Raw genomic sequence first — 25907 nt, forward strand, 5'->3', positions numbered from 1 at the left:
CTTTCGAGCAACTCATAAATTGGAATCGACGTGAATATCATCTCTGACTTTCACATCTTTTTTACTTCATGAGCGTTTGTTAGTCAATTAAGACTAAGTTCCGAAGAACTTGGTAATTACCTTCAAACGCCCACGCTTATCGGCTGTATGTTTTTAATGATCTCAAAGCAGCTTTCACACTACTTCTTTTTTGCTTCACTGTGATCAGCGAAGCCTTGTATTCTAGCACGCCTTTTTTGCGTTTTTCTTAGAAATTTTTAGGATTTCTAAGAAAAACTTTGCTTGCTTGGATCTGGAAAGCAAAAGCCAACTGATTGACATTGCACTGTGCGACTAAGTATCCGAGCCATAGATGATACCACTTATAACTTTCGATTTTCAATAAATTTCTACTGCCAGATACGTAAATCACCTTCACCCTCATGGGCACTGCCCACCAACTGGAACCCCGGGAGGCGAGGCACTTGCAATGATTGAAGTACAGCCGATATCTGTCTTACCTGAGCGAGAGATGACGTTGCGTGCTTTGAGAAGATGGATCGACAGCGAGTCAGTTATGCCACCAACCCCAGCCGTTGGCAAATCTCAAGCGCGGCGGCACTCTGATTCATGCTGTAAAAATGCAGGCCGGGTGCACCCCCTGCGCGGAGCTGCTCACACAAATCCGTCACGACATCCAGACCAAAGGCCTTGATCGATGCAGTGTCGTCGCCAAACCCCTGTAAACGCAGTCGTATCCAGCGCGGAATCTCGGCGCCGCAGGCGTCACTGAAGCGCATCAACTGCGAGGAACTGGCAATTGGCATGATGCCTGGCACCACGGGAATTTGCACACCCAGCGCATCCGCATCCTCGACAAACCGGAAATAGGCATCTGAGTTATAAAAATACTGGGTAATGGCCGAGTTGGCTCCGGCCTCCACCTTGACGGCAAAGGCCTTCAAGTCACTCTCGGGTGATCTGGCTTGCGGATGGATTTCGGGATAGGCTGCCACTTCAATGTGAAAGTCATCCGACATCTCTGCGCGAATGAACGCGACTAAATCGCTGGCGTAATGGAACTCGCCACCCGTACCATAACCACTCGGCAGGTCACCTCGCAAGGCCACTAGACGCTTAACGCCCATGGCTTTCAGTGTGGCCAGTTGCCCTCGCACCCGCTCACGCGTGGCACCGATGCAGGAAAAATGCGAGGCGGCATTCACCCCCTCACTCAGAATGTCTCGCACTGTGCTGAACGTGCCCTCCTGGGTAGAGCCCCCAGCGCCAAAAGTCACCGAGCAAAACTCGGGTTTTAACGCATAAAGCTGGTGGCGCACGATGCGCAGCTTCTCGACACCCTCAGGCGTTTTGGGCGGGAAAAACTCAATACTGACGGGGAAACGTGAGGTTGAAGTCATAACAGTGGTTTAAAGTATTGGGGACAGATCTGTCGCACTTGGCAGCGCTACGGCCTGTCCCACAAAGTTGCAGCAATGAAAAACTCGCGGTTGCCATCCCCCCCGGTGATCGGTGAGTCAAACCAATGGGTCACCTTCAAATCCAGTTCGGCACAGGCCTCACGCAGGCGCAGCTCAACGATGCGGTACATATCAGCGTCTTTCACTATGCCGCCCTTGCCGACCTGGCCCGGCTGCAATTCAAACTGGGGTTTGACCAATGACAACAAGGTGCCACCGACTTTGAGAAGCGGCACCACCGCCGGCAACACAAGTGTCTGAGAGATGAACGACAGGTCGGTCACAATCAAATCGAACTCGGGGATAAAACCAAGAGCAGCACCCTCCTCTGATTCTTCCAGGTCAAACTGGCCTTCAGTCCCGGTACTTTCTTCGTAGGCAGCCACCAGGTCTGAAGTCTCCAGGGCACGCGCATTGACACCCTCAACACACAACACCCGTGGATCTGCGTGCAGTTTGGGGTGCAACTGGGCACTGCCTACATCCACACCCACCACAAAAGCCGACCCGTGCTGCAGCAGGCAATCGGTAAAGCCGCCTGTGCTTTGGCCCACATCGAGGCATTGAAAACCGGAAACAGACAGACCCACGTGCTTCAGTGCCGCCTCCAGTTTGAGGCCACCGCGTGACACGTAACGCGCCTCCGCATCGTCAAGCAGGCGCACTGGCGCATCTTCTCGCACATCGTCACCATTCTTGACCACACGTCGCCAAGCGTCACCGTGTTGCCATTCCACGCCTCCGGCAATCAGGCGCTGGGCTTGAGAGCGGGTGCTGGCCAAGCCACGCTGCACCAGCAGTTGGTCAATGCGCATGGGATCCTTAGTAACGGTAAGAGTCAGCTTTGTATGGGCCGGCCTTGCTCACACCAATGTAGGCAGCTTGCTCATCGGTCAATTCGGACAGTTGTACACCCACCTTTTTCAAATGCAGACGCGCCACTTTTTCATCCAGATGCTTGGGCAGCACATAGACCTGCCCGACTTGGTAGCTCTTGGGTTTGGTGAACAGCTCGATCTGCGCGATGGTCTGGTTGGCGAAACTGGAGCTCATGACAAAGCTCGGGTGGCCGGTGCCGCAACCCAGGTTGACCAGGCGGCCCTTGGCCAACAGGATGATGCGCTTGGCAGGTGTTTTGCCCTTGGCAGGGAAGATCACATGATCCACCTGGGGCTTGATTTCTTCCCACTTGCACTTGGACAGCGATGCCACGTCGATTTCATTGTCGAAATGGCCAATATTGCAGACGATGGCCTGGTCTTTCATGGCCGCCATATGCTTGTAGTTAATGACATTAAGGTTACCGGTCGCCGTCACAAAAATATCACATTTGTCAGCTGCATATTCCATGGTGACCACTTTGAAGCCCTCCATGGCCGCTTGCAGCGCGTTGATCGGATCGATCTCGGTCACCCACACCTGTGCAGACAGGGCGCGCAAAGCCTGGGCGCAGCCTTTGCCCACATCACCGTAGCCTGCCACCACGGCCACTTTGCCGGCAATCATGACGTCGGTGGCGCGCTTGATGCCGTCCACCAGCGACTCACGGCAGCCGTACAGGTTGTCAAACTTGCTTTTGGTCACCGAGTCATTCACATTGATGGCACGCAGCATCAGCTCACCCTTGGCCGACATCTCGTTCAGGCGATGCACGCCGGTGGTGGTTTCTTCGGTCACACCAATGATGTGCTTGATGCGGCGGCTGTACCAGGTGGGGTCAACAGCCAACTTGGCCTTGATGGCGGCATACAGGCAGGTTTCTTCTTCGCTGCCCGGGTTGTCGAGCAGCTTGGGGTTCTTCTCGGCCCTGGTGCCCAGGTGCATCAGCAGCGTGGCGTCGCCGCCGTCGTCCAGAATCATGTTGGGGCCTTCTGCCGCCGTCCCTTTTTTGCCGCCAAATTCAAAAATGCGGTGGGTGTAGTCCCAATAGTCGCTGAGCGACTCGCCCTTGTAGGCAAACACTGGCGTGCCGGCAGCCACCAAGGCAGCGGCGGCGTGGTCCTGGGTTGAGTAGATGTTGCACGAAGCCCAGCGCACTTGTGCGCCCAAGGCCTGCAGTGTTTCCACCAGCACAGCGGTCTGGATCGTCATGTGCAGGCTGCCGGTGATGCGCGCGCCTTTGAGCGGCTGCTCTTTGGCAAATTCTTCGCGAATGGCCATCAGGCCGGGCATTTCGGTCTCGGCAATATTCAGTTCTTTACGACCCCAGTCGGCCAGGCCAATGTCGGCGATGATGAAGTCGGCAGGTTTGGCAGTTTTTGATACAACGCTCATGGTTCACTCCAAAAGTTGATGATTCAACCACGGGGATGGCAAGCAAACTTGGGATAAGTCTCACCTCACATGACCCGTGGGTGAGCGCCGTTATGAAACGCCAGGCAGGACAGCCACAGCGGGTACCGAGCCTCACTCAGCGCCAGGTTTTTGCCCTTGGCGTGAGCTGCAACGCTCCTCGGAATGGGGGCAATTATAGAGATGCGCCAATATCCGTATGTGAATTGTGATGGCAGCCTAGCAAAGCTAGCCTCGCATTGGCGTGCAAAATAGCGGTTCGTCTTCATTTGTCCACGCCCCAAGGAACCCACTTGAACGTTTCTGCCACGCCACTATCAGCTACCCCTGCGGAGCAAATCAACGCCCATCTGCTGCACACCGTTGGCGTGGCTCCAGACCGCGCCTCAGCCTGCGACCTGATGCAGGCCACTGCCGAGGTAGCACGCGCCCAACTCTCCAGGCGCTGGGTTGCCACGCAGGCGCAGGAACGGACGCAAAAGGCACGTCGCGTGATCTATCTGTCGATGGAATTCTTGATGGGGCGCACCCTTTCAAATGCCTTAGCCGCACTTGACCTGACCGACGGTGCCGCCAAGGGCTTGGCACAACACGCCCAAAAGCTAGAAGAAATTGCCAGCCTTGAACCCGACGCAGCCCTGGGCAACGGCGGCCTGGGGCGCCTGGCCGCCTGCTTTCTGGATTCCATGGCCACCTTGGGGCTACCCTCGTTTGGCTACGGCATTCGCTACGAATACGGCATGTTTGCCCAGGAAATTCAAAATGGCAGCCAGATTGAATACCCGGACTCCTGGCTCAAGGACGGCACGCCGTGGGAATTCCCACGGCCCGACCTGACGTACCCGGTTCGTTTTGGCGGCTGGGTCACGCACGAACACGACAAGGCAACATGGCAACACGCCGGAGAAGTGGCAGCCAAGGCCTACGACATGGTGGTACCGGGCCATGGCACCGAGAAAACAAGCACGCTGCGTTTGTGGAAAGCGGTCGCACCCGAGCACATCGACCTGGGTGCTTTCAACACCGGTGACTATGCACGCGCCGCATGCGCCAAGAATGAATACGAAAACATCTCCTGGGTGCTGTACCCCAACGACAGCACGCCCGCCGGCCGTGAATTGCGCCTCAAACAGGAGTATTTCTTTGTCGCCGCCTCCATGCAGGACCTGGTGAAACGCCACCTGGAAGAACACCCCTTGCTGGACAACCTGGCCGAGCACGTGGCGATTCACCTTAACGACACCCATCCTGCCATTGGTGTGGCCGAGTTGATGCGCATTTTGTGCGATGAACATGCGTTTGACTGGGACCGGGCCTGGGCCTTGTGCGGCAGAACGTTTTCGTACACCAACCACACCTTGATGCCCGAAGCGCTGGAAACCTGGCCCGTGTCGCTGATGCAGCATGTGCTGCCGCGGCACCTGGAAATCATTTTCCGCATCAACAAGGAATTCCTGGACCATGCGGCGCGCTTCCGCCCAGGTGACCATGAATTTCTGAAGCGCTTATCGCTCATCGACGAAGACGGCGAGCGCCGCGTGCGCATGGCCCACTTGTCGGTGGTGGGCAGCCACCAGGTCAATGGCGTGTCGGCCCTCCACTCCGATCTGTTGGTGCATACCATTTTTGCTGACTTCGCGGCACTTTGGCCCACGCGTTTTACCAACATGACCAATGGTGTCACGCCCCGGCGCTGGCTGGCACAGGCCAATCCAGGACTGTCCAGCCTGCTGGATGAGACCCTCGGAAAGGCATGGCGAAACGACCTCAGCCAATTGAAACGACTGGAAGACCGGTTGGAGGACCATGAATTTTCGAACGCCTTCATGGCGATCAAGCACGCAAACAAGGTGCGTCTGGCGCACTTGATTGAAAAAACCACGGGCATCACTGTGAACCCTGACAGTCTTTTTGACGTGCAGGTGAAGCGCATTCACGAATACAAACGCCAGTTGCTCAATGTGCTGCACGTGGTTGGCCGTTACCAGGCCATTCTGGCCGAACCAGATGCCCCCTGGGTCCCGCGCACGGTCATTTTTGCAGGCAAGGCGGCATCGAGCTACCAAGCTGCCAAATCAATCATCCGGCTGATTCATGATGTCGGCCTGACCATCAACAACGACCCCCGCATAGGCGACAAACTCAAGCTGGTGTTCATCCCCAACTATGGCGTGTCGGTCGCTGAAATCATCATGCCCGGGGCGGATTTGTCAGAGCAAATTTCTACCGCAGGCACCGAGGCCTCGGGCACTGGCAACATGAAGCTGGCGCTCAACGGCGCCCTGACCATTGGCACCGACGACGGTGCCAACATTGAGATCCGACAAACCGTGGGTGACGAGAATATTTTCATCTTTGGTCTGAAAACCCCGGAAGTACGAGATCTGCGGGTCGCGGGCTACCACCCCTTGAACTATTACGACAAGAACCCTGCGCTCAAGGAGGTGCTTGACGCCATCAGCGGCGGCCAGTTCTCGCCGGACGAGCCCAGCCGCTACAGCGCGCTGATCAACTCACTGGTCTGGGGCGGCGACCATTACATGCTGCTGGCCGACTACGCCTCCTATGTCAGCACCCAGGCGCAGGTGGATGCGCTCTACCGCCAGCCCCACCAATGGTGCCAGCGCGCCATTCGCAACGTGGCCGGCATGGGGGTATTTTCATCGGACCGTACCATTGCCGAGTACGCCAGTGACATCTGGCATGTGTCAAGTTTGACCTCCTGATGCCCAACACCCCATCCAGAAAAACCACCATGCTGTCACGCCACGACATTGAGTTGATTTGCAACGCCAGCCATGGTGACCCTTTTTCGGTACTGGGTCCACACCAGGTATCGCCAATGCGATGCAGCGTGCGGTGTTTCATGCCAAACGCTACCCAGGTTCACGTGATTTCACCAGAAGGCAAATCACTGACCACGCTGGGGCCACGCCACGGGACTGATTTCTTTGAAGGCAGCGTGCCAATGACGGTTGGTGATGCCTACCAGTTACAGGTGCAATGGGAAAGTGGCCAGAGCAGCACCCTCGAGGACCCCTACCGCTTCCCATTGGTGCTCGGTGAGATGGACCTCTGGCTACTGGGCGAAGGCTCCCATTTGCGCCCGTTTGAAGTGCTGGGCGCACACCCGAGCACCCTGTTGGGCGTGGACGGCACGCGCTTCGCCGTATGGGCACCCAATGCTTCGCGCGTCAGCGTGGTGGGCGACTTCAACCATTGGGATGGCCGCCGTCACCCGATGCGCTTGCGACGTGAATGCGGTGTGTGGGAGCTATTTTTGCCCGGCGTATGCACGGGCGCTCTTTACAAATTTGAAATCCGCACACAAAGCGGCGAAGTCTTGCCGGCACGCTCCGACCCCTACGCCCTACAAGCGGAACTGCGGCCAGCCACCGCCAGCAAAGTGCGTCAATTGCCCCAGAAAATAGCACCGTCGGATCAACGCAAACAGGCCAACGCACTCGACGCTCCGGTCAGCATTTACGAGGTGCACCTGGGCTCGTGGCGACGGACGACTGAAGACGGCAACCGGTGGCTGACCTGGGACGAGCTGGCCGACACCCTGATCCCCTACGCGCAGGACATGGGATTCACCCACCTGGAGTTGATGCCGGTGAGCGAGCACCCATTTGACGGCTCCTGGGGCTACCAGCCCATTGGCCTGTACGCACCTACCTCCCGCTTCGGTGACGCCGATGGTTTTGGCCGCCTGGTGACGCGCTGCCATGCAGCAGGCATCGGGCTGATTCTGGATTGGGTACCCGCGCATTTTCCGTCTGACGCCCATGGGCTGGCCAACTTTGACGGCACCCACCTATACGAGTACGCCGACCCGCGCGAAGGCTTCCATCAGGACTGGAACACCCTCATCTACAACCTGGGACGCACCGAGGTCAGCAACTTTCTGGTGGGCAATGCGCTCTACTGGCTGGAGCGCTTTGGCGTCGATGGTCTGCGCGTCGATGCCGTGGCCTCCATGCTCTACCGCGACTACAGCCGCAAAGCAGGTGAATGGATACCCAATGTGTTTGGCGGGCGTGAAAACCTGGAGGCCATTGCCTTCCTTAAACGTGTCAATGAGGTGGTGGGAGTGGAGTGTCCGCAGGCCATCACACTGGCCGAAGAGTCCACCGCCTACCCCGCCGTGTCGCGCCCCACCTACGCGGGCGGCCTGGGCTTTCATTACAAGTGGAACATGGGCTGGATGCACGACACCCTGAGTTACATGGCGCGCGACCCCATTTACCGCCAACACCATCAGGGCGAAATGAGCTTCAGCCTGGTGTACGCCTTCAATGAAAACTTTGTACTGCCGATTTCGCACGATGAAGTGGTACACGGTAAAGGCTCGCTGCTGACCAAAATGCCCGGTGACCGCTGGCAGCAACTGGCCAATGTGCGCGCTTTTTTGGGCTACATGTTTGGTCATCCCGGCAAAAAATTGCTGTTCATGGGCTGCGAATTTGCCCAGGAACGTGAGTGGAACCATGACCAGAGCCTGGACTGGCATCTCTTGGGCAACCCAGCGCATGCCGGTGTGCAGCACCTGGTGCGCGACCTCAACACGCTGTACCGCGCCACGCCCGCGCTCTACCAACAGGACTTTGTACCGGCAGGCTTTGAATGGATTGAACACAGCGACGCCGCGCACTCGGTACTGGGCTTTGCCCGCCACGGGCTCGACGCCAGCACCTTCACGGTGGTGGTGTGCAACTTCACGCCGCAAGTCTGGCAAGGCTACCGTCTGGGCGTGCCACAGCCGGGTCGCTACCGCGAGGTGCTCAACACCGACTCCGCCCATTACGGCGGCAGCAATGTCGGCACCCCGCTGGGCAGCGCCACGACCGAATCCATCCCATGGCATGGCAAGCCGTGGTCCGTCCTGCTGACGCTGCCCCCCCTGGCCACGGTATTTTTCGAATGGACCGCCTGATCGCCCATGGCCTGCAGGCCGGCCACCCCTGGCCGATGGGTGCCCATTTTGATGGCCACGGGGTCAACTTTGCGGTGTTTTCAACACACGCCCAGGCCATGGAACTGTGCCTGTTCGACGCCGAGGGCAAGCAGGAGCTGGCGCGCATGCCGTTGCCGTGCCATACCGTCGACGTCTGGCACGGCTACCTGCCGGGCGCACAACCCGGGCTGGTCTATGGCCTGCGCGCTCATGGCCCCTGGTGGCCCGACAAGGGACACCGGTTTGACGCCAGCAAACTGCTGCTGGATCCTTATGCGCGAGAGATCGTGGGCCAATTCGACTGGCGCGACGAACATTTCACGCCTGACCGCCATTTCCCAGGACACAAGCGCAGTCATGACAACGCCGCACTGGCGCTCAAGGCGCGCGTCACGCAGGACTCGTTTGACTGGGGTGATGACAGCACCCCAGACATTTCCCTGACCGACACCGTGCTTTATGAATGTCATGTCAAGGGTTTCTCCAAACTCAACCCGCAGCTACCACCTGAACTGCGGGGCAGTTACGCGGGGCTGGGCCACCCGGCTTCCATCAACCATCTCAAGGGCCTGGGTGTGACCGCGGTCAGCCTGTTGCCGGTGCAATACAGCCTCAGCGAAGAACGCCTGATCAGCCAGAGGCTCTCCAATTACTGGGGCTACAACACCCTCGGCTTTTTCTGCATCAACCCGCAGCTGGCCAGCAACCAGGACGGCAAGTCCGCACGCGATGAGTTCCGCACCATGGTGCGTGCGCTGCACCAGGCCGGTCTCGAGGTGATTCTGGACGTGGTCTACAACCACACCGCAGAAGCCGATGCGTCCGGACCGACCATCAGCTTTCGTGGGCTCGACAACGCCAGCTACTACCGCTTGTCTACCCATGACCCCAGCCACTATGAGAACTACAGTGGCTGTGGCAATACCCTGAACCTGAGCCAGCCCAAGGTACTGCAAATGGTGATGGACAGTTTGCGCTATTGGGTTGAAGACATGCACGTCGATGGTTTCCGTTTTGATCTGGCACCCGTGCTGGGCCGCACCGACACTGGCTTCAGTGCCCAGGCCGCATTTTTTGTGGCGATGGCACAAGACCCGGTGCTGTCACGCGTCAAGATGATCGCCGAGCCCTGGGACACCGGGCCAGGTGGCTACCAGGTAGGCGGCTTTCCGCGCGGCTGGCTGGAATGGAACGACAAGTTCAGGGACTGCATGCGACGATTCTGGGTTCAAGGCGCAGCCGCTGGCGATGCAATGCCCTCGGGCTGCACGCGCGGCGACTTTGCCATGCGCCTGTGTGGCTCATCTGACCTGTACCAGGAGCGCCGCCGCGCGCCGGCCAAGTCGGTGAACTATGTGGTCTCACACGACGGCTTTACCCTGCACGATCTCGTGAGCTACAACCAGCGTCACAACCAGGCCAACGGTGAAAACAACCGCGACGGCCACCATGACAACCTGAGCTTCAACTGCGGCATCGAAGGTCCCACCGATGACCCCATGGTGACGGTACTGCGCGGACGCTTGCAGCGCGTGCTGCTGGCCAATACGCTGCTTGCCCAGGGCACACCCATGCTGTGCGCCGGCGACGAATTCGGTCATACCCAAGACGGCAACAACAACCCTTACTGCCAGGACAACGCCACCACCTGGATCGACTGGTCAGCGCCAGACGCCGATTTGCTGGCTTTCACCCAGCACCTGGTTGCGCTCAGGCATGAACTACAGCCTTTTGCCAACCAGTGGTACACCGGCATCGCCGATGCCAACGGACTCCATGACGTGTCCTGGTGGAACGCTGACGGCAGCGCGCTACAGCATGAGGCCTGGCACCATCCCACCGGCCGCACCCTGGCTTGCCTCATCGGCAAACCCGGGCGCAGCGCCACCCCCTTGCTGCTGCTGTTCAATGCCGGTGCCATGCGTGAAACGTTTGTGCTGCCGACCGGTCAATGGCAAGCCCGGCTCGACACCAGCCACCGGCACGGGAAGCCCGAACGCCAGGACACGGCGGGCATGAACCTGCCCGTGGCAGCGCACAGCCTGGTGCTGCTACAACAGACCTCGACCTCATCTGCCCCGGTGAAACCTCTCCGCCCGGCGCCAGAAAACGCATCGCATCACGGCTAAAACCGCAGCCGGTCAAACCCGGTACGACCACTGGCGGCGGTGATCTGCCCCAGCTGCTGTGCCAGCTCAGGCCCCACCCAGTCCCATGAAAAACGCCACGACCAGCAGCCCATGGTGCCAGGCTTGTTCATGCGGTGCTGGCTCCCCAGACCCAGCACATCCTGGAACTGGCACAGCGACAAACGCGCCACAGAGAAGCTCGCGGCACGCACCATCGCCCAATGCACCTCCTGCCCGTCGATGCCCAGGTAGTGCGTGGCAAAGGCCCGTTCATGCGGGCTGCAACTGGCCCACCAGCCGGGCACGGTGTCGTTGTCATGGGTGCCGGTGTAAACCACCGTATTGGGTTCGAAGTTGTGCGGCAAAAAGGCGTTGCCGGCATCGCCTGAAAAAGCAAATTGCAGCACCCGCATGCCGGGGAAACCGGTGCGCTCGCGCAACACGCTGACCTCAAGGGTGATGATGCCCAGGTCTTCGGCAATGATCGGCAAATCACCCAGTGCCAGGGCCAGCGCCTTGAACAAGGCCTCACCCGGACCCGGCTGCCAGCGGCCTCTGACAGCATTGGGCTCACTGGCCGGGATTTCCCAATAATCGACAAACCCCCGAAAGTGGTCAATGCGCACCACGTCAGCCAAATGCAGTTGCCGGCGCACCCGCTCAATCCACCAGCGGTAGCCATCACGCGCCATGGCAGCCCAGTTGTAGAGTGGGTTGCCCCAGCGCTGGCCGGTATCCGAAAAAAAGTCGGGCGGTACACCCGCCACCACGCGCGGTTGACCCGTGGCATCGAGTTCGTAGAGGTCGGGCCGGGCCCAGCAGTCGGCGCTGTGGTGCGCTACAAAAATCGGCAGGTCGCCCACCAGTCGCACGCCCTTGCTGTGGGCGTAGCTTTTAACGGCCTGCCACTGCAACTCGAACTGCCATTGCACAAAGCACCAGAAATCGATCTCGTGCGCATGACTGGTGCGTGCCCCGGCCAGCGCCATGGCGTCGCGCCGGGCCAGTGCGGGCGGCCATTCGGGCCACAATGCGGGACTGTGGGCCTGGTCCAGCGCCATGAACAGGGCGTAATCCTCCAGCCAGGCTTGTTGACTCAAAGCCCAGGCGGCCAGCTCAGACTTCTCTTGCGCTGTCGCATGCAGCTCGAACCCGGCAAAGGCCTCACGCAGTTTTTGCAGCCGCCAGGGCGTCACCACGGCATAGTCAACCCGCTCATGGCTCCAATCGGTCAGCAAACTTTGGGCATCGAGCCAACCACGCTGCACCAAAGGCTCCAACGCCACCAGCAGGGGGTTGCCGGCAAACGCCGAGCTACCCATATAAGGCGAATCACCCGGCCCCACGGGGCCCAGCGGCAGCGTTTGCCAAAGCGCCTGCCCCGCCGTGTGCAGCCAGTCAACAAAGAAATACGCATTGGGGCCGAAGTCACCCATGCCGTGCGGCCCAGGCAACGAGGTAGGGTGCAACACCACCCCGGCGGCGCGCTGCGCCATCCATGAATCAGCCATGCGTCATCCGCTCCAAAAAAGAAAAATCAGTGAGAGAAAGGTTGCGCCAGTAAGTCTGCTCAGGCGATCAAGTGCTGGTACAGCGCCACGTACTGGGCTGCGGCCTTGTCCCAGCCCAGTTCCTGCTGCATGGCGTGCTGACGCACGCGGCGCCACTCTTCTTTGCGGGCATAGAGCGCCAAGGCGCGACGCACCGCACGATCCAGCGCTTGCGGCGTGAACTCAACAAAGTCAAACCCGTTGGCCGTGCCATCGGCCAGATGTTCCAGTGCGCAATCCACCACCGTATCAGCCAACCCCCCGACCCGGTGCACCAACGGCAAGCTGCCGTATTTCAGGCCGTACATCTGCGTCAGGCCGCAGGGCTCAAAGCGCGACGGCACCAGCGTCACATCGGTGGCCGCGAAAATGCGGTGGGCGCAAGCCTCGTCATATCCGATACGCACCGACACCGCCTGCGGGTTGGCCACAGCACGGGCCTTGAAAGCCGATTCGAGCTTGGCATCGCCGTTACCAAGTACCACCAATTGCCCGCCACGGGCGATCAGGTCATCGAGCACGGCCAGCACCAGATGCAGTCCTTTTTGCTCGGTGAGGCGGCTCACCACCCCAAACAGCGGCGCATCGGGCTGTATTGCCAGACCCAGTTCCTGCTGCAGTGCCGCTTTGCAGCGTGCCTTGCCGGCAGGTTTTTTGGCATCAAAGCGATGGGGAATGGCGGCATCAGTGGCCGGATTCCATACCGCTTCATCCACCGCATTGAGGATGCCGCTCAGATCAGAAGCACGGGCGCGCAGCAAACCGTCAAGCCCGCAGCCCTGCTCCGGCGTCTGGATTTCCTTCGCATAGGTCGGACTCACCGTGGTGATGTGGTCGGCGTAATACAAACCCGCTTTCATGAACGACAACTGGCCATGAAACTCCAGGCCATTCACGGAAAACGCCGAGGTGGGCAAACCCAGATCAAAGAAATGGATCGGAGCAAAGACCCCCTGATAAGCCAGGTTGTGCACGGTGTACACGCTGGCCACCCGACGGCCCTGCGTGGGCCCGAAGGCCAGGTAGGCAGAGGTCAGGGCGGCATGCCAATCATGGCTGTGCACCACGGCGGGCTGCCAGTGGGGATCGAGCCCGCACGCCAGCTGCGCAGCCACCCAACCAAGCAGTGCAAACCGCAGGTGGTTGTCGTGGTGCGGCTGACGCTGCGCATCCTCGTATGGCGTGCCGGCGCGGACGTAGAGGTGCGGCGCATCGATCACATAGGCAGGAATGCCCAAGCTGCCAAGCACCCCCTGGCGCAGCAGTACGCGTTCGCCCCAGGGCGTCATCAACTCGGTCAAGACACTGGCTGACTGCAGATCGGCCATGATGGGGGCAAAACCCGGCAGTAGTACGCGCACCGCACAGCCCACTGCATTCAGGGCGCCCGGCAAGGCGCCGGCAATATCCGCCAGCCCCCCGGTTTTGAGCAAGGGGAAGATTTCGGCGCTGATCTGTAACACTTTCATCGCGGCATTTCTTTACTTCAATTGGGCCAACATCTCACGGGTGATCAACACCACGCCACCTTCGCTGCGCTCAAAGCGTTGCGCATCCAGCACCGCGTCTTCACCCACCACCATGCCCTCGGGAATTTCACAGCCACGGTCGATCACCACTTTGCGCAAGCGGCAATGGCGGTGAATGGTCACATCCGGCAACACCACAGCCTCGTCGATATGGCAATCCGAATGCACCCGAACTTCAGAAAACAGCACCGAGTGCGCCACAAAAGAGCCCGACACAATGCAACCGCCCGACACCACGGTGTTGACATGAATACCGTTGTTGCCATCCTTGTCAGGAACAAACTTGGCGGGTGGCAACTGTCGCTGATAAGTCCAGATCGGCCAGTCGGTGTCATAAATGTCAAGATCGGGCACGGTCGATGCCAGGTCCAGATTGGCCGACCAGAACGCGTCGATCGTGCCGACATCGCGCCAATAGGGCGCAATACCTTTGACCCGGGAAATGCAGGACAGGCCAAACGGATGCGCCAGCGCACGGCCGTCAGCCACCGCCCGCGGGATGACGTTTTTGCCAAAGTCGTGCTCGGACTGCGGATTGGCCAGGTCTTCATCGAGCAATCGGTACAGGTAGTCGGCATTAAAAATGTAGATGCCCATGCTGGCCAGGGACACCGCCTCGTTGCCCGGCATCGGTGGCGGGTCAGCGGGCTTCTCGACAAACGCCGTGATCTGGCGCGCTTCATCCACGGCCATCACTCCAAACGCACTGGCCTCGGCACGCGGCACCTCAATGCAGCCCACCGTGCAGCCGGCACCGCGCGCCACATGGTCCTTGAGCATGATCGAGTAGTCCATCTTGTACACATGGTCACCAGCCAGGATGACAATGTACTGCGGCTTGCTGGAGCGGATGATGTCGAGGTTCTGGTAAATGGCATCGGCTGTGCCACGGTACCAATGCTCTTCACCGACACGCTGCTGGGCCGGCAACAAGTCCACCATTTCATTGAGCTCGGCGCGCAAAAAACTCCAGCCGCGCTGCATGTGGCGCATCAGCGAATGCGACTTGTACTGCGTCACCACCGCCATGCGCCGGATGCCCGAATTCAGGCAATTGGACAGGGCAAAGTCAATGATGCGGAACTTGCCACCAAAGTACACCGCCGGTTTGGCGCGTTTGTCGGTCAACTGCTTGAGCCGCGAGCCGCGCCCACCGGCCAGAATCAGGGCGACGGTGTGCCGCACCAGTTGATGGGTTTCGGGGGCCCTTTTGTCGACTTGCACTTGCACCATGAAGGTCTCCTCGTTGATGAATCCTGTTGGCTCAGGTGGCCACCGTGGGGCCGGCCATGCCGGTACGCGCCCTGATGCCAGCCACTTGCTCGGCCACCGCAGCCAGTTCAGTCAGGGCCTGTTGCACCGGTTGGTCCTGCTTGGTCACATCGGCCTCATAACGTTCCAGGTACAGCCGCAGCGTCGCCCCTTCGGTACCGGTACCCGAAAGCCTGAAAATCACCCGTGCGCCGTCGTCAAAAACCAGTCGGATGCCCTGCTGGCCAGATACCGAGCCATCCACCGGGTCGGCGTAAGAAAAATCATCAGCCAATACCACTCGACGGTATCCAAAACAGTGTCCGGGCAGGGCAGGCAGAGCGGCGCGCAAATCGGCCATCAAGGTATTGGCCGTATCCACGGCAATGCCCTCGTAGTCGTGCCGGGTGTAGTAATTGCGTCCATAAACACGCCAATGCTCGCGCACCAGCGTCTCCACCGAACGGCCGGTCGCCCCCTGCAAACTGAGCCAGAACAGAATGGCCCACAACCCGTCCTTTTCGCGGACATGGCTGGAGCCTGTGCCGTAACTCTCTTCGCCGCACAAACTCACGCGACCCGCATCAAGCAGGTTGCCAAAAAATTTCCAGCCGGTCGGGGTCTCGAAACAGGGCAAACCCATGGCTTTGGCCACCCGGTCCACCGCCGCCGAGGTCGGCATGGAGCGCGCCACCCCGCGCAAACCGTCCTGGTAGCCTGGAATCAGCCTGGCGTACGCCGTCATCAGTGCCAGGCTGTCAGAGGGCGCGACGACAAAGTTACGCCCAACCACCATGTTGCGATCGGCATCGCCGTCCATGGCTGCGCCAAAGTCAGGGGCGTCGGGCCGCTGCATGTGGGCAATCAGGTTGTCAGCGTTGACCGGATTCGGGTCGGGGTGCAGGCCGCCAAAATCTTCCAGCGGCTCGGCATTGACAACGGTGCCGGCAGGCGCCCCCAGTTCATCCTCCAGAATCGCCCTGGCATAAGGCCCACCCACCGCATTCATGGCGTCGACACGCAAGCTAAAGCCGCGCCGAAACATGCCGCGCAGCATCTCGAAGTCAAACAATTTGCGCATCACCGCCGCGTAATCCGCCACCGGGTCAATCACCTCGACCTGCATCTGTTCAAGCTGCTGCAGACCCAGGCGATCAATATCGATATCGGATGCATCGCTGATGCGCAGTTCACGCACGAGCTGGGTGCGAGCATAAACCGCCTCGGTCAGCGCCTCATTGGCCGGGCCGCCATTGCCCGCGTTGTACTTGATGCCAAAGTCACCTTCTGCCCCCCCCGGGTTATGGCTGGCCGACAGCACGATGCCACCAAAAGCCTGTCGGTGGCGAATCACGGCACTGGCCGCAGGCGTCGACAAAATCCCGCCCCGCCCAAGCAGCACACACGCCACGCCGTTGGCGGCAGCCAGCTTCAGAATCACCTGCACCGCCGTCCGGTTGTAAAAACGACCATCGCCACCCAGCACCAGCGTCTCCCCTTGCAAGGTCTGGCCGTCAGCCCCAGACGCATTGAGCACATCCAGCAGCGCCTGGACGAAGTTTTCCAGGTAGTAAGGCTGGGTGAACACCGTTACTTTTTTTCGCAAACCTGAGGTGCCGGGCCGCTGCCCTGCAAAGGGCTGGGTTGGGATTGTCTGAATGGCCATGATGGGGAACACCTGCTGCAACTGTGACCACTTGAATTTAGCACCATTTCGAAGCCCCAATCGGCGCCACCCAACCTTTAAAATAGCCAAAATACCTGATGGCTGAATTGTTCACTCTTGCACCGCCGGTTCAAAACCAGGCGCGATGCGCAGCCAGCGCCCAACCGGGCTCGCAGCCACCCCAGATTTGAGAAACGCCAGTGACCTACGCTTTTGAAACCCGCCGCCGCCGCACCTTTGCCATCATCTCGCACCCCGATGCAGGTAAAACCACGCTGACCGAAAAACTGTTGCTGTTCTCGGGCGCGATCCAGATTGCCGGCTCGGTCAAGGCGCGCAAGGCATCGCGCCATGCCACCAGCGACTGGATGGAGATCGAAAAGCAGCGCGGTATCTCGGTGGCCAGTTCGGTCATGCAAATGGTCTACCGCGACCATGTCATCAACCTGCTCGACACCCCCGGCCACAAGGACTTTTCCGAGGACACCTACCGCGTGCTCACCGCCGTGGACTCGGCGCTGATGGTGATTGACGCGGCCAACGGTGTCGAAAGTCAAACCCGGCGCCTGATCGAAGTCTGCCGCCAGCGCGACACGCCCATCATCACCTTCATCAACAAAATGGACCGCGAGGTGCGCGACCCGCTCGACATCCTCGACGAGGTGGAGCGCGAACTCGGCATGCCCTGCGTGCCCATGACCTGGCCCGTGGGCCAGGGCAAGACCTTTGGCGGCATCATCAATCTGCGCAAGCAGGCGATGACCGTGTTTGAGTCGGGGTCGGAGCGCCTGCCGCAGGACTTCGAGTCCATGCCGCTGTCTGATCCGGCGGCACTCCAGGCCCGCTTTGGCCATGCGTGGGACACCGCGCTGGAAAGCATGGAACTGGCCACGGGTGCCTCCCCAAAGTTCGACCGCGAGGCCTTTCTGGCCGGCAAACAAACCCCGGTGTTCTTTGGCTCGGGCGTCAACAACTTTGGCGTCATGGAAGTGCTCGACGCGCTGGTCGACCTGGCACCGTCGCCAGGCTCGCGCACCAGCTCGTTCGTGGTCAACAAGCAACCGGTCATCAAACAGGTGCAGCCCGAAGACGAAGCTTTTTCGGGCGTGGTCTTCAAGGTGCAGGCCAACATGGACGCCAACCACCGCGACCGCATCGCTTTTGTGCGCATTGCCTCCGGCAAATACACGCCAGGCATGAAACTCAAGGTCATGCGCACGGCCAAGGAGCTGCGGCCGACCAGCGTGGTGACCTTCATGAGCCAGCGCCGCGAGGCGGTGCAGGAAGCCTACGCCGGCGACATCGTCGGTTTCACCACCCATGGCGGCGTGCAGCTCGGCGACACCATCACCGACGGCTCGGTCAACCTGCTGTTCACCGGCCTGCCGTTTTTTGCCCCCGAGATGTTCATGACCGTGGTGCTGAAAAACCCGCTGCGCACCAAGCAACTGCAACAGGGCCTGGCACAGTTGGGCGAAGAAGGCGCAATCCAGGTGTTCAAACCGGAGATGGGCGGCAACATGCTGCTCGGCGCCATTGGCCAGTTGCAGTTCGAGGTGGTGCAGCACCGCCTCAAAGGTGAATACGATGCAGACGTCCGGCTGGAGAGCAGCCAGTACACCGGCGCGCGCTGGATCACCGCCGACTCGCCCGCCGAACTCAAAGAATTTGTCTACGCCTACCCGCAGCGCATGGCGCGCGATGCGGCCGACACGCTGGCCTACCTGTGCACCAGCCCCTACGATGTGCGTCTGGCGCAGGAGCGCTTTCCCAAAATCCACTTCCACCCGCTGCGCGAGCATGCCGGGCTGGCGCTGCAGTCGGCCGGATAAGGTGTGCCGGCAATTGCAAACTGAGCCAGTTCGCCGAAAATGGTCCAGCCCACCAGCACAACTCTGAGTGATCCGTCATGCCCGCCACGCCCAAGCTCCCGTCTCTGTTGAACAGCCACTTGTCCCGGCAGCGGGTTTTTGCCCAACTCAGCAGCAAAAGCCGTGAGGCACTGGCGGGCCAATTCACACGGGCCAGCGCCACAGCAGGCGCAACCTTGCTGGCACAAGGCCAGCTGCCACAGCAGCTGGGCCTGATCCTGAATGGCTCGGTACGCCTGAGCGATCCCGATCTGAATTTGTCAGTGCTGCTCGAAGCAGGTGACCTGTTTGGTTTTGGTGCCACGCCCACGCCGCAATTGGCGACCTGGCAGGCCGTCGCTGCGGCCGATTGCGAACTGGCCTGGCTACCCGCACAAGCCCTGGTCCAACTGTGTAACAAACATGTCCAACTGGCGTATTTTTTACCGTCCCTACAACCGGTGCATCTACCGGCGACAGAGCAGAACCAGCAGGTCAACGAGTCCAGCACGGCCCTGAACCTGCTGAGCACCCCCATCCGCACCCTGATCAAGCGCGCGCCCATCACCCTGGCCCCCAACACCTCGATCCAGGCCACTGCGGTGCTGATGCGCGACCTGCGGGTGTCCTCCGTGCTGCTGGTTGAGCAAGGCCTGCTGTTTGGCCTGGTCACCGACCGCGACCTGCGCAACCGCGTGGTCGCGCTCAACCTGGACATCAGCCGCCCCGTTTCCGACATTGCCACCCTGGCGCCCATGACCGTGAGCGCCAACAGTCCAGCATTTGAAGCCCTGCTGTTGATGGCGCGCCACAACATCCACCACGTTCCGGTGATGGAAGGCGGCAACATCCTGGGCATGATCACCGCCACCGACCTGACCGAGCAACACAGCACCTCGGCAGTTTATATGGCCGGAGACATCTACAAACAAAGCACACTCGATGGCCTGAAAAGCATCAGCACACGGGTCAGGCAACTGCAACAGAACCTGGCAGTTGCTGACGCCAGCGCCTACAGCACCGGTCACATCATCACCGCCATCACCGATGCCATCACCACCCGGTTGATCCACCTGGCCGAAGCGCAACTGGGACCCGCCCCGATTGACTATGTCTGGGTGGCCGCCGGTAGCCAGGCACGCAACGAACAAACCGCCAAATCGGACCAGGATAACTGCCTGATTCTGGACGATGCGTTTGACGAGACGGCGCACGGCGGGTATTTCAGGGCGTTCAGCAAATTTGTCTGTGACGGCCTGGCCGAGTGCGGCTACATCCACTGCCCGGGCGACATGATGGCCATGACCGACACCTGGCGCCAGCCGCGCCACATCTGGGCCGACTATTTTCGCAAGTGGGTGGATAGCCCCAAGCCCAAGTCGCTGATGCTGACCTGCGTGTTTTTTGACCTGCGCGCCATCCACGGCCAGGCCGAGCTGCTCGACGGGCTGCGCCAGCAGGTGGTGCAACACACCAGGGGCAACAGCCTGTTTCTGGCGCACATGGTCAGCAACGCCCTCAAACACCGGCCGCCACTGGGCATGTTTGGCCAGATCACCCTCAGCAAAGGCGGCGACAAACCGCACACCATCGACCTCAAACACACCGGCATCGTGCCGATTGTGGATCTGGCGCGGGTTTATGCACTGGCCGCCGGCGTCACGGTAGCCAACACCCATGACCGCCTCGAACAATCGGCGCAGGCCGGTGAGGTAACCGAGCAAAGCGCCCGCGACCTGCGCGGCGCGCTGGAGTTCCTGGGCAAGCTGCGTATTGCCCACCAGGCGCGGCAAATGGCCCAAGGTCAGGCACCGGACAACTTTCTGGCACTGGAAGATCTCTCCAATTTTGAGCGCAGCCACCTCAAGGACGCCTTCAGCGTGGTGCAGACCCTGCAAGGCGTGCTGAGCCAGCGCTACTCGGGCGGGCGCTTCTGACGCTCAGTATTTCAAGCGCGCGTAATAGGTCTTTTGCGCCGCCTCACGCGCCTGGCGCAGCGTCGTGATGCCCATGGCCTGCAGCAGGGGCAGCAGGCGCAACCAGACTTCGGCAGTGACCATGGCATCGCCGAGCGCGGTGTGGCGTCCCAGCACGGTGATATTGAAGCGCTCGGCAATGGCTTCGAGCCGGTGCGATTCCTGATTGGGGTGCACCACCGCCGACAACAGCAGCGTGTCGAGCACCGGATGGTTGAATACCAGGCCGGTGTGGCGCTCCTGCAGTTGCAAAAACTTCATGTCAAAAGCAGCGTTGTGCGCCACCAGCACCGTATCCTGGGCAAAGGTGTAAAAGGCGGGCAATACCTCGGCAATGGGGGGCTTGCCTTTGACCATGTCCTGCGTGATGCCGTGAATGGGGATGGTGGCCGTCGGAATCAGCCGGCCGGGGTTGACCAGTTGCTCAAAGGTCTCCTGACGCAACAGCTTGCCATTGACAATGCGCGCCGCGCCGATCTGGATGATCTGATCACCCTCTGCCGGATTCAGCCCCGTGGTTTCGGTATCAAAGACAGTGAATGAGAGTTCATTGAGCAGGCGATCCTCCAACGCGCTGCTTTGGTCAGTGACCTGAAACAGGTCAAAGTCGTAAAACTCGGGACGGCTGTCGTTGTGCAGAATTTGCGTGGCTTCGAGTTGCTCCTGCACGCTGGCCATGGGCAGCAAGAACCTGAAAAATGCCTCGTGACGCACGCGTTGGCGCTCAAACCACATCTCGCCGCCATGGCGCTCAACGACATCACGCACCGTGAGCGGCGTGCTCTCGGCGCCAAACCGCATGCTGTCCATTTCCCAGCCCATCACGGTCTCGGTGCTCATGGCCTGGCCGGTCCAGATCAGATCGAGCTGGGCCCGGTTGCCGTTGGCTTGCAGGCGCAAGCGGAAAAACTTGATGTCGAACTCGTCCACCAGACGCAGCGCCAGATAGTCCAGCGCCTGCGTCAGGCTGAAACTGTCCACCTTGAGCCAGACACTGGCATCCAGATTTTCCAGCGTCACCGGGCGTTTGCTGCGCGCCTCAATGCGGCGCTGACTGGCCAGCAAGACGTCAGCGCCCAGCATTTCTTCCAGGGGCCAGCGGGCCTTGAGACCCTGCGCAGCTTGCTGCGTCATGGTGTTGATGCGCGTGCTCAGGCTGCTCACTTCTTCACGCACCACGGTCAGAAAACGCTCGCGCATGGGCGCCTCCAGATCCGGGTAGGCCAGCATCTCGACAGCAGCCTGCATGTTCGCCAGCGAGGAACGGCTGCCCTCGGTCAGGCCATGCAACAACTGGTCGCGCAAATGCTCCTCCTCAAAAGCCCGGGTCACGTTGTCGAGCATCAGGACAAAGCCACTGATTTCAGTCGCAGCACCCATTGCATCGACATTGCGCACCGGGGCCATTTGCACCTTGAGCAATTGGCCGGCCTGGGTGGTGGTGACAAACTGGGCTGACGGGGTGCCCGCGCCCCGCTTGATGCGCTGCTGGATACTCTCCAGCGCGTGCGCCACCAGCTGCCGGTCGAACACCGCGTAAATGGATCGCCCGATGCCCATCAGTTCGGCACCACCGGCCAATGTGGGCGCCACCGATAAGGTTTTGAACTGCAGGCGGGCACGGTTGTTGTACAAGATGATGCGACCATCCAGATTGCACACCACCACGCTCTGGGTCAACTCGGACATCAGCGCGGCCAGACGATTTTTTTCCTGCTGCACGCTCAAGCTGGCCTGGGCAATTTGTGTTGCCACATCCAGGCGCAAGCTATCGCGCTGTGTCGCCAGTTGGAAAATCACCTCCGCCAGCGCCTGCGTTTCGGTGGTGCCGTGGTGGTTCATGGGGGCGGCTTGCGGCGCCGCCAGCAACACCCTGGTTTGCTCCAGCAGCCGCCCCGGCGCACTGGCATAACGCCGAAACAGCCAGCGCAGGGTAGCGCCAATCACCACCAGACCAAACACCCAGGTCAGGCAGATCAGGACAAAACGGGGTGCCAATTGATCCGCCAGCAAAGCGCGCTGTTCGGGTGCCAGGGTCGAAGCAATCAAGCCCATCGTCAGCAGCAGCCAGACGATTGTGGCCAGGCCGATGACGGCAATCGCCAGCAGCAGCCGCCGGTCGACGCTGAGGCGGTTCACGCGGCTTTGCCCAGCATTTCTGCCACCTTCTGCACCAGCTCGCGGGTGGCAAATGGTTTGGTCATGTAGCCATCCGCGCCGAGCGCCAGGCCCTTGGCGACATCGGTGTCGCGCCCCTTGGCCGTCAGCATCAGGATTTTGGTGGCCTGCACCGCATCCAGGCTGCGCACCTCCTGACACACCTCAAAACCGGTTTTTTTGGGCATCATCACATCCAGCAGAACCAGGTCCGGGAGTTCACGCATGATGGCATCCACCGCCTCCTGGCCGTCACGCGCAATCACCACGTCGTAGCCTTCGCGTTTGAGCAGGTACTCCAGCGAAATCACAATGTTGGGCTCATCGTCTGCCACCAGTATTTTGGGACTCATCTCACTCTCCTCTCTTATGTTTTGAAGGGCAGGTAAAAACAAAATGCGGCTCCCTGCCCGGGCGCTGACTCCAGCCACAGCCTGCCGCCAAAATGCTCCACAATCTGGCGACTGATCGGCAGCCCCAGACCCGTGCCCTGCGGCCGGTTGGCGGCATCTCCGCCCTGGCGGAATTTCTGAAAAATAAGCGCCTGCTGCTCAGCCGATACACCGGGGCCGTTGTCACGAACCACCAGCGTCGCACCCGTATCGTCGCTGCTCAGGCTTACATCAACCCGACCACCTGGTACCGGCACAAACTTGACGGCGTTGGAGAGTAAATTCAGCATCACCTGGGTCAGTCGGTCGGGGTCGGCCAGCAACACCAGCGGACGCTCAGGCACATGGACCTGCACCAGCGTTTGCCGCTCCCGAAACAGCTCCGAGGTGGTCACCACGGCTTGCCGCACCAGCGCGCCCAAATCCACCTCGGCGTTGTGCCACTCGGCATGGCCCGACTCGATCTTGGCCATGTCCAGCACCTGGTTCACCAGCCTGGACAGGCGCTCGGTCTCGCTGACAATGATGGCGATGAACTGACTGCGCTGGGCCTCTTCCATCGCGGGGGCGTCACGCATCAGTTCGGCCAGCGCCCGGATTGAGGTGAGCGGCGTACGCAACTCGTGCGTCACCGACGACATGAAGTCGTCCTTGAGCCGGTCCAGGCTCTTGAGTTGCTCATTGGCCGAGCGCAATTCACGCGTGGCTCGCTCCAGCGAGGCAGACTTTTCTTCCAGCTCCAGCGAGTGCGCGCGCAACTGCGAGGTTTCGTCCAGAATGCGCAACACATCGTCTGGTGTCAGGGTTTCTTCCTCGACACTGCTGGCCACCAGCACCCGTGCCGATGCACTGCCGACCGCACCCGATAACTGGGTTTCAACAAACTGCACCAGGCGCGCGTCGGGCGTGATCGCCGTCGGACTGCTCGCCCCCACCTCACGCGCATAGCCCGCAAACAAGGCCTGCGCCCGCTCCGCCCCCAGGAAGCGCTCACACAGGCGCAACAAATCCGGCACCGTGGCGCGACCGCGCCAAAACACGGGACGCGCGGTAGTGGTGCGTTCGAACACATCGACAAACAGCAGCGCCTGGCTGGCCTCCTGGCCATTGGGCGCACGCCACAGTGACAAGCCCACATAAGCACCCACATTGACCAGCAGACTCCAGAACAGCGAATGCGTCAGGTTGTCCAGCCCACGCAGGCCAAACAGCTGCTCGGGCCGCAACCAGCTCAAGCCCAGCAGGCCCTCGGTCAGGAAGGCGTCGGGCAACCAGCCCGACTTGGCCAGCGACGGCAACATCAGCGTGTAGCACCACATCAAAAAGCCCGCCAGCAAACCGACCAATGCACCCGCTCGCGTAGCCCCCTTCCAGTACAGGCCGCCCCATACCGCGGGTGCAAACTGGGCCACTGCGGCAAAGCTGATGAGGCCAATGCTGACCAGCGCATAGGCCTCGCCTGCCAGGTGGAAGTACACATAACCGAGCACCAGCACGCCCAGAATAGCGGCACGACGGATCACCAGCAGCACGCGCGTCAGGTCGTGCCCGACCCCGGATTTGAAATGTCGGGTACGCAGCAGCAACGGCATCACCAGTTCATTGCAGACCATGGTGGACACGGCAATGGTCTCCACGATCACCATGCCGGTGGCAGCCGACAAGCCGCCAATGAACGCAAACAAAGCCAGCGCCGGCTGCCCTGTCGCCAGCGGCAATGACAGGATAAAGTTGTCTGCATTCATCTGCCCTGCCCCGAAATACAGCAAGCCGCCCAGGGCAATCGGCAGTACAAACAGATTGATGGCCAGCAGGTAGAGCGGAAACACCCAGACTGCGCGACGCAAATGGCTTTCGCGCACGTTCTCCACCACCATCACCTGGAACTGGCGCGGCAAAAAAATCACTGACAGCATCGACAGCAGCGTCAACGCAAACCATTGCGTCCAGGCAAAACTGCCGCTCTGCTCCAGCCGCATCAGCTTGGCCAGGTCGGGCACCGCGTGGGCCCGCGCAAAAACGTCGGTGAGGCCATTGAACATGCCATACACCACAAACAGACCCACCGCCAGAAAAGCAATGAGTTTGACCACCGACTCAAAGGCAATGGCCGCCACCAACCCTTCGTGACGCTCCGCTGAATCCAGATGCCGCGCGCCAAACACCATGGTGAATCCCGCCAGCGCCAGCGCCATGTAAAAAGTGCTGTCCTGCGTCCAGTGCGCTTGCGTGGGCAACTCACTCAGGGAACTCGCTGTCAATAAGCCGTAACCCGCAGAAATCGCCTTGAGCTGCAGTGCAATGTAGGGCACGATGCCCACCAGGGCAATCAAGGTGACCAAGCCGGCCAGCAAGCGGCTTTTGCCGTAACGGCTGCCAATAAAATCGGCAATCGAGGTGATGCGGTAGGTTTTGGCAATCCGGATCATCTTGCGCAGCACCAGCCAGCCCAGCGTCATGGCCAGCGTCGGCCCCAGGTAAATCGGCAAGAACCAGATACCGCCCGACGCCGCACGTCCGACGCTGCCAAAGTACGTCCAGGCGGTGCAATAGACCGCCAGCGACAGGGAATAGGTCCATGGGTTGGCAATGATGGAACGACCCTGGGCAGCGCGCCAGTCGCCAAAACTGGCCACGGCAAAAAGCAGCAGCAGGTAAGCAAAGGACGCCCCGACAACCAGCACGGGTGACAGCATGG

Annotated in this window: 15 protein-coding genes and 1 riboswitch; of the genes, 5 read left to right on the top strand and 10 right to left on the bottom strand. The window is 60.4% G+C overall.

Translation table 11 applies throughout. From position 1 onward, the window contains the following. Positions 1 to 554 precede the first annotated feature (554 nt). From metF to ahcY, 3 genes are read right to left on the bottom strand one after another with little or no spacing between them, the layout of a single operon-like run. Complete coding sequence (metF, locus tag NDJ10_RS08045) at positions 555 to 1400, bottom strand: methylenetetrahydrofolate reductase [NAD(P)H] (RefSeq protein ID WP_296160946.1); 846 nt, start codon at positions 1398 to 1400, stop codon at positions 555 to 557. A 47-nt stretch (positions 1401 to 1447) separates the two neighbouring features. Further along, positions 1448 to 2275, bottom strand: a complete 828-nt coding sequence (locus tag NDJ10_RS08050; protein WP_296160948.1) for a TlyA family RNA methyltransferase — start codon at positions 2273 to 2275, stop codon at positions 1448 to 1450. Positions 2276 to 2282: 7 nt separating this feature from the next. After that, positions 2283 to 3734, bottom strand: a complete 1452-nt coding sequence (gene ahcY, locus NDJ10_RS08055; RefSeq protein ID WP_296160950.1) for an adenosylhomocysteinase — start codon at positions 3732 to 3734, stop codon at positions 2283 to 2285. A 75-nt stretch (positions 3735 to 3809) separates the two neighbouring features. Beyond that, positions 3810 to 3920: riboswitch (S-adenosyl-L-homocysteine riboswitch) on the bottom strand. Between the two features lie 125 nt (positions 3921 to 4045). On the opposite strand from ahcY, the gene NDJ10_RS08060 reads away from it, so the two are divergent. Genes NDJ10_RS08060 through glgX form a run of 3 tightly spaced genes read left to right on the top strand, consistent with a single transcriptional unit; the run spans position 4046 to position 10838 of the window. Then, the gene (locus NDJ10_RS08060; RefSeq protein WP_296160952.1) at positions 4046 to 6478 is read left to right on the top strand and encodes a glycogen/starch/alpha-glucan phosphorylase; all 2433 of its coding nucleotides are present in this window, start codon (positions 4046 to 4048) and stop codon (positions 6476 to 6478) included. 29 nt (positions 6479 to 6507) lie between these two features. Next, complete coding sequence (gene glgB, locus NDJ10_RS08065; protein WP_296161197.1) at positions 6508 to 8688, top strand: 1,4-alpha-glucan branching protein GlgB; 2181 nt, start codon at positions 6508 to 6510, stop codon at positions 8686 to 8688. Beyond that, a complete protein-coding gene (gene glgX / locus NDJ10_RS08070) occupies positions 8613 to 10838 on the top strand; it encodes a glycogen debranching protein GlgX (protein WP_296160953.1) in 2226 nt (741 codons plus the stop codon). Before glgB ends, glgX begins: the two co-directional genes overlap by 76 nt. Here the strand turns inward: glgX and malQ are convergent. Genes malQ through NDJ10_RS08090 form a run of 4 tightly spaced genes read right to left on the bottom strand, consistent with a single transcriptional unit; the run spans position 10835 to position 16834 of the window. Then, entirely contained in the window at positions 10835 to 12349 is a 1515-nt protein-coding gene (malQ, locus tag NDJ10_RS08075; protein ID WP_296160955.1) for a 4-alpha-glucanotransferase, read from the bottom strand. The genes glgX and malQ overlap by 4 nt on opposite strands. Positions 12350 to 12408: 59 nt before the next feature. Then, complete coding sequence (gene glgA / locus NDJ10_RS08080) at positions 12409 to 13857, bottom strand: glycogen synthase GlgA (protein WP_296160957.1); 1449 nt, start codon at positions 13855 to 13857, stop codon at positions 12409 to 12411. 12 nt (positions 13858 to 13869) lie between these two features. Next, positions 13870 to 15150 (bottom strand): glucose-1-phosphate adenylyltransferase, encoded by a 1281-nt coding sequence (glgC, locus tag NDJ10_RS08085; protein ID WP_296160959.1) that lies wholly within the window; start codon positions 15148 to 15150, stop codon positions 13870 to 13872. 31 nt (positions 15151 to 15181) lie between these two features. Next, positions 15182 to 16834 (bottom strand): alpha-D-glucose phosphate-specific phosphoglucomutase, encoded by a 1653-nt coding sequence (locus tag NDJ10_RS08090; RefSeq protein WP_296160960.1) that lies wholly within the window; start codon positions 16832 to 16834, stop codon positions 15182 to 15184. Between the two features lie 200 nt (positions 16835 to 17034). Here NDJ10_RS08090 and NDJ10_RS08095 point away from each other — a divergent pair, with 200 nt between their 5' ends. Together NDJ10_RS08095 and NDJ10_RS08100 are read left to right on the top strand one after the other, a co-directional pair. Next, a complete protein-coding gene (locus NDJ10_RS08095) occupies positions 17035 to 18666 on the top strand; it encodes a peptide chain release factor 3 (protein WP_296160962.1) in 1632 nt (543 codons plus the stop codon). A 77-nt stretch (positions 18667 to 18743) separates the two neighbouring features. Further along, complete coding sequence (locus NDJ10_RS08100; RefSeq protein WP_296160964.1) at positions 18744 to 20621, top strand: putative nucleotidyltransferase substrate binding domain-containing protein; 1878 nt, start codon at positions 18744 to 18746, stop codon at positions 20619 to 20621. A 3-nt stretch (positions 20622 to 20624) separates the two neighbouring features. Here NDJ10_RS08100 and NDJ10_RS08105 read toward each other — a convergent pair whose 3' ends face one another. The 3 genes from NDJ10_RS08105 to NDJ10_RS08115 are packed head-to-tail and all read right to left on the bottom strand — an operon-like array spanning position 20625 to position 25905. Next, the gene (locus tag NDJ10_RS08105; RefSeq protein ID WP_296160966.1) at positions 20625 to 22799 is read right to left on the bottom strand and encodes an exonuclease domain-containing protein; all 2175 of its coding nucleotides are present in this window, start codon (positions 22797 to 22799) and stop codon (positions 20625 to 20627) included. Continuing rightward, complete coding sequence (locus tag NDJ10_RS08110; protein ID WP_296160968.1) at positions 22796 to 23170, bottom strand: response regulator; 375 nt, start codon at positions 23168 to 23170, stop codon at positions 22796 to 22798. Before NDJ10_RS08110 ends, NDJ10_RS08105 begins: the two co-directional genes overlap by 4 nt. Positions 23171 to 23184: 14 nt before the next feature. Further along, positions 23185 to 25905 (bottom strand): sensor histidine kinase, encoded by a 2721-nt coding sequence (locus NDJ10_RS08115; protein WP_296160970.1) that lies wholly within the window; start codon positions 25903 to 25905, stop codon positions 23185 to 23187. Positions 25906 to 25907: the final 2 nt, after the last annotated feature.

The organism is Rhodoferax sp. (genome assembly GCF_023700745.1).
GTDB lineage: Bacteria > Pseudomonadota > Gammaproteobacteria > Burkholderiales > Burkholderiaceae_C > Rhodoferax.